Origin of the sequence: Chitinophaga sp. YIM B06452, assembly GCF_039655965.1 — a bacterium.
Taxonomy (GTDB): domain Bacteria; phylum Bacteroidota; class Bacteroidia; order Chitinophagales; family Chitinophagaceae; genus Chitinophaga.
Window position 1 is genome coordinate 706,163 of the sequence record NZ_JAWLKY010000001.1, and the last position, 12,769, is coordinate 718,931.

Below are 12,769 nucleotides of genomic sequence, written 5' to 3' on the forward strand. Positions count from 1 at the left end.
ATTTCCGGTACCGGGCTCCTGCAGCCCGGTATCTTTTTTTTGTTAACAACCCATCCCGCAACATACGTCCATTTGTTAACGAAAATATATCCGCTCCCTACTCCCGTTGTTCCGGGAGTTCGCTATTTTAGCCCATGATGAAAACTTTACTGCAACACCTCCTGTGGCTCTGCTGCCTTGCCGCCCCCGCGCAGGCGCAATACACTGCGGCCAATGCGCACTCGCACAACGACTACCTTCAGCCCGCCCCCTTCGAAGCCGCCTTTGCACGCAACTTCGGCTCCATCGAAGCGGACGTGTTCGAGAAAGACGGCGAACTGTTCGTAGCGCATACTTCAGCCGAGATCACCAGCAACAGAACACTGCGGGCCTTGTACCTGGAGCCCATCCGCGCCAGGATAAAAGAGCAGAGAGGCATCTTCGGTGAATCGAAACAAAGCCTGCAGCTGCTGATAGATTTCAAAACAGCCGGCGTGCCCACCATGCAGGCGCTGATCCAACAGCTGGAAAAATACCCTGAGATCACTTCGAGCCCCAAACTGCAGATCGTGATCAGCGGCAACCGGCCCGCGCCGGAACTGTGGAGCAATTATCCCCCCTACATCCTCTTCGACGGCGTGCCGTCTCAAACCTATACCACTGAACAACTGCAGCGCATCCCGCTCTTCAGCGACAACTTCCACAGCTACACCCGATGGAACGGTAAAGGTTACCTTGTGCGGGAAGACCTTGAGAAAGTGCAGAACGTGCTGAAGAAAATGCACGGCATGCAAAAGAAGTTCCGCTTCTGGGCCACGCCCGATGAGGTGAACGCCTGGAAGACCATGATCAACCTCGGCGTGGATTATATCAATACAGACAAAGTGGAAGGTCTCGCCGATTACCTGCGCAAGCGTGTGCAGGCGCAGTACCAGGCACAGGCGCCGCATGAGGTTTACACACCTTCTTACCGGAACAACGACAAAACTTCCAAAGTAAAAAATGTGATACTGCTGATCGGCGACGGCATGGGCCTGGCGCAGATCTATGCGGGATATACCGCCAACTTCGGCGAATTGAATCTATTTAAGCTGCTAAATATCGGCTTTTCAAAGACCGCCTCCTTCAACAACTACATCACCGATTCAGCCGCAGGCGGCACCGCGATGGCTTCCGGTAAAAAAACGCACAACCGCGCGGTAGGTGTAGACGCAGTAAGCGCGCCGCTACCGGCTATTCCAGACCTCATTGCGCCTCTTGGCATGCAGAGCGCGCTCATCAGCTGCGGCGACATCACCGACGCAACGCCCGGCGCATTCTACGGCCATAACAGCGAACGCAGCATGAACGCCGCCATCGCGAAAGATTTCCTGCAAAGCCCCGTCAGCATCCTCATCGGTTCCGGCGGTAAACATTTCCTGCCCATCCGCGAACAACTGGAACAGAAAGGCTACAGCCTCTCTACCAGCCTCTCCGCGCTGGACACCATCCGCAGCAGCAGGTTCCTGGTACTGGCAGACAGTGCGGGCCTCAGCATCCAGAAAGGGCGCGGCGATTTTCTTGTGCGCGCATTCCGCAAAGCCACACAAACGTTGTCTGGTAACAAAAAAGGTTTCTTCCTCATGGAAGAAGGCGCACAGATAGACCACGGCGGCCACCTCAATTCCGTTCCTTACCTCACCACCGAAATGCTCGACTTCGACCAGGCCATCGGCGAAGCGCTCCGCTTTGCGGACAGCAACGGCGAAACACTCGTGATCGTTACGGCGGATCATGAAACAGGCGGCCTCAGCCTGCTGGACGGGGATATTAAAAAAGGGTATGTGGACGGGCAGTTCAGCACCTCAGACCATACGGCCATCATGGTGCCTGTATTTGCCTACGGCCCTCACTCCATGGATTTCAGGGGAGTGTATGAAAACACGGAGCTGTTCGAAAAGATCATGCGCATCATACGCCGTTATCAGAAATGACGCTGCTGGTAAGGCTGGCCCTTGCCGGTTTCAAGGTATAACTTCAGGCTGTAGAGGAACTGCGCCCAGTTGTAATTGCAAAAACGATAGAACTCCGTCACCTCGCGCCATCCCGTGTGACGCAGCATTACCGCCGTCACGTCTTTTCTTGTTTCCAGGTCGAACGACACCTTGGTACCGATCCATTCCGGGTCTGACTGCACGCATTCCCACAGGATGCGCGTGGGCGGCGTGAGTTCGGTGTTCCTGAATTTTGTATCGTAGTTGTCGGAAAAGTCGAATTCGTTGATGAAACCTGTTTCAGGCTTTACCACCAGCTTTTCCGTCCATATGGCGCCGAGGCCTTCTTCCGTGCTGAGCGCATCGTACACCGCTTCGATCGGTTTGCGTACGTATTGGATATGTTCAATATCAGCCATGATAGATGTGATTTAATTTTTCCTGCCAGCGTTTCTCCAGTTCCTTCACGTCCTTTCCCGGCACGCCGTACGCGGCGATCCATACCCAGATGAACACATCGCCGCCCGGTGAAAAACGTTCGATGGAAAGGCGGAACAATGCGTTGTGAAAGTTTTGCATCGTGCCCAGGAGGTCTTGCGGCTGGTTGTAGAATAAGAGGCGGCCTTCGTAAGTTTCGCCCAGCGGCGTATCGAGCGCATAATGATTCCCATTGACCCGCAGGCCGCTGCCAATGAGGTTGTTCCATAATTCCTGGTAAGACTGCTGCGATTGAATGCTGGCCAGCGCCACCACCCTGTCTTTACCAGCGTGATTCTCCAGGTAATGTTTCAGCGCGAGGGATTCAGTGCCCCAGCCGCGGCGTACGCCGTCGTACATTTCATCCCAGCTTTCGTCTCCGCCAAAACCATTGTGAACAATGCGCAGCGTGGTAACGCCGTCTTTTTCATGCAGGAAAAATTCAACCGCCAGGCGCCGCGGCACTGCGGATACAATGCGGTGATGCGCTTCGCCGTAGCCCAGGCGCAGGTATTCCTCTTCCCTCACTTCCTCTATTTCCATGTGCCAGTGCACATCGCCGCCCCACGACAACCGTACTTCACCTTCCGTCACACCGGCTTCCAGCGGGAACCAGCGTTCCAGCTCCTTTGCATCCGTGAGGGCTTTCCAGACGGCTTTCACCGGGGAATTGATGCTGCGGGTAATGTCTATCACCCTGTCAGCCTTTGTTTCTTTTTTCATGGTCCTGTTTTTTGATGGTGGGATGAGAGAACAGGTGAAACTGGTAAGACCTTGCCTGTGCATTGCCGGGCTTGTGGTATTTTATCGCAAGCCGCGCGATGGTTTGGGCCACTTCGTCCGTAAAAGCCTGCAAGGCGGCAGGATCTTCGAAACGAACTTCCGTTTCGAGCGTGAACGTGGCCAGTTTTTTCCTGGCTTTGTGCGCGCCGGTCTGCATCGTTGCCACGTCCCGGATCATGCGGCCGGCGGACTGGAGCAGGTAAGCAGAAGAAAATTTATCCGTCACCTCATCTTCTTCCGCCATAGCGGTGTTCAGCAGTACCATGTACGAACGCGAGGTGGCGCGTACGATCCTTTCCGTGCAGTTGCCTTTTTTTCTTTCTTCCACCAGTTCCACCAGTTCATTCTTTTCCAGCTCACGGAGATGATAGTTCAGCTGCTGCCGGGGCATATCCAGCGCGCGTGCGAGGCCGGCGGCCGAATTGGGCTCGCGGAGCTGTTCCAGGATGCGCATGCGCAAGGGGTGCATCATGGCGGAGGCGGTCTGCGTATCCTGTATGAGATTCTGCGCTTTCATACCCTGAAATTACCACCGAAAAATTAATTTTTCAAGAAAATATTAATTTTCAGATAAGTCTATTGGGAAAGTGGGGTATATATATTTTATAAATAATTAATTATTAACACAAACAAAAGTGCTATTTATAATCAGGGGGAATATGTTAAATTGTATGTGTCATCCAATCATCGACCAAAATCTAAATCTTTTCATGACATAATTGCTCGCTATGGTATCAACTCACGGGCGTACGGCGCAACCTTTCAGCGCCGTACTGATGATTGGATGTACTGTTTGGCTGCTGGACGGCGCAGCCGCGGTTATCACCGCTTATGCCAGGAACGGCGTTCCGCCGGGCAGGGTTTTCAAATACATTTCCAGCGCCCTCATGGGCATGCCCGCTTTCAGCGGGGGACCGGCAGTGATCCTGCTCGGGGTATTCCTGCATTTCCTCGTAGCGCTCGGCTGGGGTGCGCTGTTCTTTTTCGCTTATCCCAGGCTGCGGTTCCTGCAAGGCAATAAATGGCTCATTGGCTGCCTCTACGGGCTGTTTGTCTGGGTGATGATGAGCCTGGTGATCGTTCCCCTCACGCAGGTGCCGCAGGCGAAATTTAACCTCCAGGGCGCGGTTGTAGGATGGGTGGTGCATATGCTTTGCGTAGGATTGCCCATCGTGCTGATCACGCGGGGATGGTACCGGCGGATGCACGCCCCGGCAGCCTGAAATCAATTTATCCCAAAGTTTCCTTAAACAGCTCCAGCGTCCTGTTCCACGCGAGCTTCGCGGCTTCCGCATTATAACGCGCGGCAGATGTATCGTTGTGGAAAGCGTGCTGCATGCCTTCGTACATGAACAGCTGGTAATTCACGCCGGCTGCTTTCAGCGCCGCTTCGTAGGCGGGAATACCTGCATTGATGCGCTCGTCGAGGCTGGCGTAGTGCAATTGCACGCGCGCTTTTATTTTCGACACATCTGCGGCGTCCGGCTGGCCGCCGTAAAAGGCTACGGCAGCGTTCAGCTGCGGATCGTTTACCGCCAGCTGGTTTGCCATGGAGCCGCCCCAGCAAAAGCCTACGCATCCTGTTTTTCCGTTGCTGTCTGGCCGGCTGCGCAGGTAGGCAAGGCCTTTCAGGTAGTTATTCAGGTTTTGTACCTTATCCAGTTTACCGATGAGCGTACGGCCTTCGTCCTCATTAGCGGGCGTGCCGCCGAATACCGACAGCGCATCCACGCCCAGCGCAATATACCCGGCTTTCGCGGCCCTCCGCGTTACATCCCTGATATGCGGCGTAAGCCCGCGGTTTTCGTGTATCACCACTACGCCGCCGCGCTTGCGGTCTTCTTCCGGGCGCACGAGGTAACCTTTCATGGTCACATTATCTCCGGGCCAGGTCACTTCTTCTTCTTTCAAACCGGGATCCAGCGGGGCTTCCGCGGCTTTGGCGTAATTGAATTCCAGGAGCGGAAGGATGGTCATAGCCGCAGCCATGGTGCCGGTGATCTGTACAAGGCGTTTCAGGAACACATCGCGGGTGAGCGGCTTATGAGTATACTCATCAAAGAGGTTAATGATACGCTGGTCCATATAAAAAGGGTTTACAGAAAGATAAGGCAAATTCCTCCAAATTTCCGGCCCTTTTTTACGGCTGTTCTACACTTTCGCGGGCTGCATATGCGTGGATACGCCGATCCTGTTCCAGGCGTTGATGATGATCGCCGCCATGATGACCTGCGCCAGGTATTCGTCGTCGAACAATGCGGCGGCTTTGGCGTAGGTAGCGTCTGACAGGCCTTTGTGCATGAGTGTCACTTCTTCAGTAATGGCCAGGATGGCTTGTTCCTCTTCCGTGAAAAAGGGCGTATCGCGCCAGGCGGTGAGGGCATAGATGCGCTGCTCGGTTTCACCTTGTTTACGGGCGTCTCTCGAATGTTTGTCTATACAATACGCACAGCCATTGATCTGCGAAGCGCGGATGCGGATCATTTCCTGGTGCAGCGGGCTGATGCGGGTGGTTTCGAGATAACTTTCAAAGGCCAGCATGGCTTTGTACGCAGCAGGGGCTGCTTTCTGGATCTTGATTCTTTCTGACATGGTGTTTCTTTTTTGATAACACAAATGTCCGGCGGAAACAGGCCTCAAAATCTTGAACCAGTTCAAGAAATCATACCCTTTTTTTTGCTCTTATTTTACTGATGAACTCGGGGGTAACGCCCAGGTAAGAAGCCAGCATGTATTGCGGCACCCGCTGCACGAAGTCCGGGAACAGCCCGGAGAAGTGATGATAGCGTTCTTCGGCGGTTTGTGTAAAAATGTATTTGATGCGCAGCTGCGCGGCGTTGAGGGCTTTCTGTAAAATAATGCGGAAATATCTTTCCAGCTGCGGCACGGCGGCAAACAACTCATCCTGCACATCGCGGTAGAGCACGGCATACGTGGTATTTTCCAGCACCTGTATATTGCTGGTGGAAGGCATGCGCGATTCCAGGCTCATATAATCCGTGATCCACCAGTTCTCAATCGCGAAATGATAGATCTGTTCCCCGTCGCGCTCCGTTTCGAAATAAGCCCGGCAGCAGCCGCCCAGGATAAAATAATTGCCCAGGCATACCTGCCCTTCCTTCAGCAGGAAACCTTTTTTCTTTAAATCCTTTATTTCAATATACCCGGCCAGCACCTGTTCCTCTTCTTGGGACAGCGGCACGAATTTCCGGATATGGTCAAATAAATTCCGCAGCATAATAACTGTTTTCCGTTTTTACAAGATAGGCAATTCCTGCTGAACGCCCCTGCCGGGCAAAGCGTTCTGCCACTTCTTTTGCTCAGCCCGCAAGGAATCTGTAACTTAAAGCTACATTACCGGATACTGAACATAAACCCCCGCTTATGCTCCTGCGCGACAAGCTCTCGCTTATACAGGTATTCCGCCTCACCTGGCGGCTGGACCTGATGATCATCCTGGTTTGCTCACTTGCCTATGCGGCAGACACCTACTGGCTCAAACAGCATGTTTCCATCCCCGTTACCATGAGCGCCGTGCTTGGTACCGCCCTCGCTTTTTTCATCGGCTTCAACAACAACCAGGCTTACGACCGCTGGTGGGAAGGCCGGAAGATATGGGGCGCGCTGGTGAACGATTCCCGCAGCTGGGCGCGCAACCTGCTGCACTTCGTGGATACCTCCGTGAGCGGCGAAGCGCGGCACATCGCCCGGCGCATGATCTTCCGGCACCTCGCTTTCCTTTACGCGCTCAATACCTCACTCCGTAAGGACGGCGATCCTTATCATGAAGGGTATCTCAGCAAAGACGAAGCGGACCAGGTGAGGAACAGCACCAATGTGCCCAACAGCATCCTCAACATACAGGCCGCAGACCTCCAGCAGCTGCGCGGGTCCGGCGCTATAGACGGGTTCTGCTTCCGGGAAATGAACGACCTGGTGGTGAAGCACTGCGACAACATGGGCAAATGCGAGCGGATAAAATCCACCGTATTCCCGCCCAGCTACCTGTTCTTTACGCGGGTGTTCATCTGGTTCTACGTGATACTCAATACGTTGATGCTTGCCGAATCCATCGGCTACTGGTCCGTTATTTTCGGCTGGGCTGTGGGCTTCATTTTCCACGTTACCCACATGAATGGCGTGAGCATCATGAACCCTTTCGAGAAGCAGCCCACCTCCCTCCCGCTGGACACTATTTGCCGCACCATAGAACGTAACCTGCTGGAAATGCTGGGCCACGAGCCCCTGCCTTCGCCGCTTGAACCACTGGACGGACAATACCTGCTCTGAGCGTTCGGCTTTCCGGAAAATACCGTAATATTACGGTACCAGTTTTTCAGCCAAATTCCTTCATCCTATGCAAGCAGTGGACCGTCCCGCTATTATGAACTTCGAGGTGCCCGACCTCATGAAGCAACGCATCACCGTTTCCGACCAGCTCCCCGATCACTATAGCAAATATCGTATACCCGGCACCGTAGTGCACATCACGGAAGGGCCTTTCGGCGCGTTCTTCAAGCAGGAGCTGCACAGCAATGACTGGATAGTCGGCTGGCTCAATTTCGACATCAAAGAGCATATCTACCTCTATCCCATCACCAAAGACCCGCTGCTGGCGCTGTATACCGGGCTGGATGGCAATATACCCTGCGAGCTGCAGGGCTCCGCTGAAAAGCTGATGCTGCCCGAGAAGAAATTCGCTTTTTATTATGTGCCCCCCATGGCGTTTAACCGCGCGGAATTTGCCCCGGCACATTATACCGCGGTGTATATTTCATTTTCGCCCTCGTTCATGCAATATTTCGGGAATAAATACGAGGCGTATAAACCTTTGGTGGAGAAACAATTAAGAGGCGAGCAGGAAGGCGAGCAAAAAAACCTTATTCCCCTGGGTAACACCGCGCGCGACATCATCCAGGCCATGGGCGCGTACCGGCAGGCCCCGGCCATGTTCGAGCCATATCTTCACGGGCAGGTGATGCTGCTCACCGCCCACTACTTCAACCTGCTGATGGGCCGCCACGAAATACCCAAAACCGTGCTGGACGCCTGCGATTACATACAATGCAATCTCGGGGAAGACCTCAGCACCACGGTCGTTGCCAAACATGCCGGCACGCATAAAGACGCGCTGAACAAGCATTTCAAAGCAGTATACGGCAAAAACGTGCGCCAGTACATTACCCATGTTAGGCTGGAAGAAGCGGAGTACCGGCTGCTCAACACCAACGAGCTGGTATGGGAGATCGCCGCCCACACCAACCTGACAGACGCCTCGCACCTGGTGCGCCTCATCCGTGGGAAACACGGCCTCACCCCGGAGGAATACCGGGAGAAACACAAATAAATGGGAGATTATTTCCTTCTGCCACTACAGGCTCGCATAATTGCGGCCATTATCGTGCGTAATTTCTTCCTTTCAAAATGTCATTGAGAATCCCAATCCATATTGCCGTCCATTATAATAAGGCATAACGGTTCCATTTAATTTATCCTTGTCCTTAAAAATCGTTTTCTTAATAAAGGGATGGATCCAGTAGGCAATTTTAGTACTTAAAATTCCGATTCCCGCACCTGCAGCAACATCAGTAAGCCAATGTTTTTCGTTGGACATTCGAAAAAAACCTGTGCCGGCCGCGACCACGTAGCCGCCAATGCCATACCAAACAGATACGTGTTTATACTCCTGGTATAAAAACTCGGCGCCCATAAAGGCCGTAGCGGTATGTCCTGAAGGAAACGAGTTTGTACCTGAGCCATCCGGCCTGGTAACTTTTGAAGTTTTTTTTATGATACCTACTGAGCTGCCCATTATGAGATATGCCGTTGCCAAAACAATGGTCCTGTCTTTAAAATTACTTCTTCCGTGTATACCAAAGGCATTTAAGGCATATACCGATAAAAACGGACTGTATTGAGAAAAATCGTCTAAATTAACTTTCCTGTCATCATGATCTCTAAATTCATTCTTCGTAGAAGTATTGATATCTTTTAAGGTCGGGTTAATAAGACCGGCAACTCCATACCCAATTAAAACGGTTGGAATTATAAGCGAATTGTATTTGAATTGAAAGTTTCCCGCGCTTTTTGTTGAGTCAGCCGGATCGTTAATGCCCACTTTAAATTCAGGAATGGAAATATTATGGCCAAACAGTGTTCCAGTATCGGACCTGTTGGCTACTATGCCGCTAAGAGTAATTTTTTCCTGCGAATATGCCTGGAACATATACGAAAAAAGGAGGATCAGCAAGGCCAAAATTCTGCCTTTCATTTATTAAAGTTTAGAGATAAATGCCACAGTTCCCGGCGAAAGTATATCATTGTTGAACGCTCATATTTTATATATACAAAACGGCTTACTTTATATACTAAAGCAGCCTTTAGATGTAGTAAAACATGTTGCACATTCTGCCGTGATATTATCTTTAAATCTTATTTTGGAAGGTAAATAATACGCTTTTATATAAAAAGATGTAGTTTCCCCGTTATTGATGCATGTGCCCGAAACCTGAAACAGGCTTATGATTAAGACCTTACACAAAAGAAATATGGATGCCAATTGGATGCTTCAGCTGATCATTTCAGAAAAGTACCGGTTGCAACGCCATTTGTTATTGATCACATTTTGCATTATTGTTTTGTATTACAGTCCACCGGACTACATAGAACCTTTCGAAACCTACAACCGGCTGATTATTTTTTCCCAGATAGTTTTACTGGCCTACAGTAACATGTATTTTTTTGTGCCTAAGTTCCTGTTTAGAAAGAAATACTTAAGCTATGGCCTTTTTGTGCTTTCAGCAATGATCCTTTCGTTTTACACTCATGAAGTTTTTTCTTCTTATTCTAAACCTGATCTGCTTCCGAACGAGGATGACAATATCAACTTTTTGACCTTTTCTTTCCTGGTCATGATGCTTATCATTGCATCGGCAGCGGTTAAGTTATTCCAACAGTGGATATCGGATATGCAACTGATCCATGATCTGGAACTTTCAAAAACCAATACTGAACTGGAACAGCTCAAGAATCAGATCAATCCGCATTTCCTTTTTAACATGCTTAATAATGCTAATGTTTTAATTGAAGATGATCCCAAAAAAGCTTCGCAGGTTTTGATGAAACTAAGCGACCTGCTCCGGTACCAGCTTTATGACAGCTCAAGAGATACGGTCCTGTTAACTTCAGAAATCCATTTTTTAGAAGATTTTTTAAACCTGGAAAAGGTCAGGCGGGATAATTTTAGTTTTTCGATATCCAAAGAAGGTGAACCAGGTGGTGTCCAGGTTCCTCCCTTATTATTTATTTCTTTTGTCGAGAATGCGGTAAAACATAATAACGATTCAGCGAAAATGTCTTACGTGAACGTCTTTTTTGAGGTACGGCATACTGAGATCTTTTTCAAGTGCATAAACTCAAAACCCGGCGTAAGATCAGTTAATAAATCCGGGGGATTGGGTTTGGCCAATATTAAAAGAAGGTTGGAACTCCTGCTTCCCTCTTCACACGATCTAAAAATAGAAGACAGTATGGAAACATACTGCGTTTCATTGACCTTAAAATTATAAAATGAACTGCATAATAGTAGATGATGAGCCCTTGGCAAGAAGAGCCATACAAAAACTGGTGGATCAGACAGAAAATATAACATCTATCGCGTCATTCAGTGGAGCGGGTGATACACAAAAATTCCTGGAAAAGAATGCTGTTGACCTGGTGTTTCTTGATATCCAAATGCCTGGAGTGAACGGAATTGAATTTGCCAGGACTATTTCTAAAAAAACGCTGGTGATATTTACTACCGCTTTTCATGAATTTGCTTCTGAAAGTTATGAAGTCGACGCTATTGACTACCTGATCAAACCTGTAAAATTGGAGCGCTTTCAAAAAGCGGTTGAAAAAGCGCAGACGTACGCTAAATTATTCCGTACTGATCATACAAAAAGTAATATAGAAAACATAACCGAAGATTATATTTTTATAAGGGCAGACCGGAGGATGTTTAAGGTACATTTTAGTGATATAACTTATATTGAAGGGTTAAAGGATTATGTTATTATTTACACAGAAGGTCAGAAACTGGTTACGCTTATGAATATTAAAACTATTCATGATTTGCTTCCAAAATCTTTTTTTGTCAGGGTCAGCAAATCGTACATTATCAATGTAAATAAGATAGATTCCTTAGATAACAATACAGTATATATTGAAAATAACGAAATACCTATTGGTAATATTTACCGGGATTTCTTTTTCAATGAATTTGTAACCAAAAAGATTCTGAATAAGTGATAGACCCATAAATTTCACCCTCACTGCTGTTTTTTTTCAGTTCGTACAATTTTCCGCGCAGAATATACAATGCCGTATGGGGAAGAAACTTCAACTTTGGAAAGTAGGGCGCAAGGCAGGCTGAAAGCCGGAACGCCCGGAAAAATTGGTTAAGACCCAACTTTCGATTTAACTGGTAATGTTCATTATTTCGCTGAAAGACAAAAACTTATATCTTATTCTCCAATTTAGCTAAGATAAGAGATCTGACAGAATCCGTTCCCCAAATTAGACTTGAGACATTTGTTTCAAAAGCCAGCGCCGGAAGCACTGGCTTTTATTGTGCCTTTATAAATTCCGCGACGGCCGCAGTCCATTCCCGGCTGTAGCCTGAGAGGTAATTAACGTGCCCCGCCTCCGGGAAGGTGACGAGCTTTTTAGGGCCGGGCAGGTTATTGTATATATCGTCTATCTCCTTCCGCGCCACCCGTCCGTCTTTTTCCCCATACACCATTAAAACCGGCACATGCACAGTCCTGGCGTATTCTACAGGCTGATGGCTGAAGCCCCAGAAGCCGTTGATAATGCCGCCCCAGAACACGACCATGCCCGCCATCGGGAACGACGGCGCGCCGATGGCCCGGAACCTTGCGCAGGCTGCTTCGTACAATGTGCTGAAGGGCGCTTCCAGGATCACGCCTTTAGGTTTCACCGGGTAATCCTGCAGGGCTTTGAGGATCGCGGCGGCGCCCAGTGAGGTACCCAGCAGGTAGATATCCTGCTCCCCGCGGGCGGCCAGGTAATCGTATGCCGCCTTCACATCCCGGGCTTCTTTGTAACCGATGGTGGTGGCATTGCCACCGGAGCCGCCGGAGCCCTGGAAATCCACCAACAAAGTATTGTAACCCAGCCCCAGCAATATTTCCGCCCTTTCCAGCATGCGCGATTTCGCGGCGCCATAGCCGTGAAACAGCGCCACGGTGCCTTTTGCCTGCGGCGCCCTGATCATCCAGGCTTCCAGGCGCTCGTAGCTTTGCAGGCTGATGGTTTCATAAGCGCGGCCGGGTTTGTTGCGGTTCACCGGGCGGGGATTGTCTACCCCGGCCACCACCACCTTCAGCCTGCCGGCAAAGCCCAGCCTGCCGGGATTGGTGCGCGGCACGTTGGCGGTGGTGAAATGCGTGAATTTATAGGCATGAAAACAGGCAAATGCATTCACCAGCAGGAAAAGGACCGCCAGGGTCCAGGCGGTGCGCCTGAATGTTCGAGAAGTTCGCATGGGTATA

The 12,769-nt window shown here is 50.2% G+C and carries 14 protein-coding genes; 6 read left to right on the forward strand and 8 right to left on the reverse strand.

Features of this window, described 5'->3' with window-relative positions; translation table 11 throughout:
• The first annotated feature begins 134 nt into the window (after window positions 1–134).
• On the forward strand, window positions 135–1,952 hold the full coding sequence (locus tag R3I13_RS02555; RefSeq protein ID WP_346316349.1) for an alkaline phosphatase: 1,818 nt from the start codon (window positions 135–137) through the stop codon (window positions 1,950–1,952).
• On the opposite strand, the gene R3I13_RS02560 is transcribed toward R3I13_RS02555, so the two are convergent.
• The 3 genes from R3I13_RS02560 to R3I13_RS02570 are packed head-to-tail and all read right to left on the reverse strand — an operon-like array spanning window position 1,943 to window position 3,729.
• The gene (locus R3I13_RS02560; protein WP_346316350.1) at window positions 1,943–2,371 is read right to left on the reverse strand and encodes an SRPBCC domain-containing protein; all 429 of its coding nucleotides are present in this window, start codon (window positions 2,369–2,371) and stop codon (window positions 1,943–1,945) included. The two genes, R3I13_RS02555 and R3I13_RS02560, sit on opposite strands and share 10 nt — an antisense overlap.
• A complete protein-coding gene (locus R3I13_RS02565; protein ID WP_346316351.1) occupies window positions 2,364–3,152 on the reverse strand; it encodes an SRPBCC domain-containing protein in 789 nt (262 codons plus the stop codon). Before R3I13_RS02565 ends, R3I13_RS02560 begins: the two co-directional genes overlap by 8 nt.
• Window positions 3,130–3,729, reverse strand: coding sequence for a helix-turn-helix domain-containing protein (locus R3I13_RS02570; RefSeq protein WP_346316352.1), 600 nt, complete (start codon window positions 3,727–3,729; stop codon window positions 3,130–3,132). Before R3I13_RS02570 ends, R3I13_RS02565 begins: the two co-directional genes overlap by 23 nt.
• 211 nt (window positions 3,730–3,940) lie before the next feature.
• Here R3I13_RS02570 and R3I13_RS02575 point away from each other — a divergent pair, with 211 nt between their 5' ends.
• Complete coding sequence (locus R3I13_RS02575; protein ID WP_346316353.1) at window positions 3,941–4,435, forward strand: hypothetical protein; 495 nt, start codon at window positions 3,941–3,943, stop codon at window positions 4,433–4,435.
• Window positions 4,436–4,442: 7 nt separating this feature from the next.
• Here the strand turns inward: R3I13_RS02575 and R3I13_RS02580 are convergent, their stop codons facing one another.
• The 3 genes from R3I13_RS02580 to R3I13_RS02590 form a co-directional block, all read right to left on the reverse strand.
• The gene (locus R3I13_RS02580) at window positions 4,443–5,297 is read right to left on the reverse strand and encodes a dienelactone hydrolase family protein (RefSeq protein WP_346316354.1); all 855 of its coding nucleotides are present in this window, start codon (window positions 5,295–5,297) and stop codon (window positions 4,443–4,445) included.
• 66 nt (window positions 5,298–5,363) lie between these two features.
• Window positions 5,364–5,804 (reverse strand): carboxymuconolactone decarboxylase family protein, encoded by a 441-nt coding sequence (locus R3I13_RS02585; RefSeq protein ID WP_346316355.1) that lies wholly within the window; start codon window positions 5,802–5,804, stop codon window positions 5,364–5,366.
• 70 nt (window positions 5,805–5,874) lie between these two features.
• Window positions 5,875–6,450 carry a Crp/Fnr family transcriptional regulator gene (locus R3I13_RS02590; protein ID WP_346316356.1) on the reverse strand — a complete coding sequence of 192 codons (576 nt, stop codon included), beginning with the start codon at window positions 6,448–6,450 and terminating at the stop codon, window positions 5,875–5,877.
• A 146-nt stretch (window positions 6,451–6,596) separates the two neighbouring features.
• Between R3I13_RS02590 and R3I13_RS02595 the strand changes: the two genes are divergently transcribed.
• Together R3I13_RS02595 and R3I13_RS02600 are read left to right on the forward strand one after the other, a co-directional pair.
• A complete protein-coding gene (locus R3I13_RS02595) occupies window positions 6,597–7,502 on the forward strand; it encodes a bestrophin family ion channel (RefSeq protein ID WP_346316357.1) in 906 nt (301 codons plus the stop codon).
• A 67-nt stretch (window positions 7,503–7,569) separates the two neighbouring features.
• On the forward strand, window positions 7,570–8,559 hold the full coding sequence (locus R3I13_RS02600) for an AraC family transcriptional regulator (protein ID WP_346316358.1): 990 nt from the start codon (window positions 7,570–7,572) through the stop codon (window positions 8,557–8,559).
• A 72-nt stretch (window positions 8,560–8,631) separates the two neighbouring features.
• On the opposite strand, the gene R3I13_RS02605 is transcribed toward R3I13_RS02600, so the two are convergent.
• Window positions 8,632–9,483, reverse strand: coding sequence for a phosphatase PAP2 family protein (locus R3I13_RS02605; RefSeq protein ID WP_346316359.1), 852 nt, complete (start codon window positions 9,481–9,483; stop codon window positions 8,632–8,634).
• 250 nt (window positions 9,484–9,733) lie between these two features.
• On the opposite strand from R3I13_RS02605, the gene R3I13_RS02610 reads away from it, so the two are divergent.
• Entirely contained in the window at window positions 9,734–10,780 is a 1,047-nt protein-coding gene (locus R3I13_RS02610) for a histidine kinase (protein ID WP_346316360.1), read from the forward strand.
• Window position 10,781: 1 nt separating this feature from the next.
• A complete protein-coding gene (locus R3I13_RS02615) occupies window positions 10,782–11,504 on the forward strand; it encodes a LytTR family DNA-binding domain-containing protein (RefSeq protein WP_346316361.1) in 723 nt (240 codons plus the stop codon).
• Window positions 11,505–11,820: 316 nt separating this feature from the next.
• Here R3I13_RS02615 and R3I13_RS02620 read toward each other — a convergent pair whose 3' ends face one another.
• A complete protein-coding gene (locus R3I13_RS02620) occupies window positions 11,821–12,762 on the reverse strand; it encodes an alpha/beta fold hydrolase (RefSeq protein ID WP_346316362.1) in 942 nt (313 codons plus the stop codon).
• Between the last annotated feature and the right edge of the window lie 7 nt (window positions 12,763–12,769).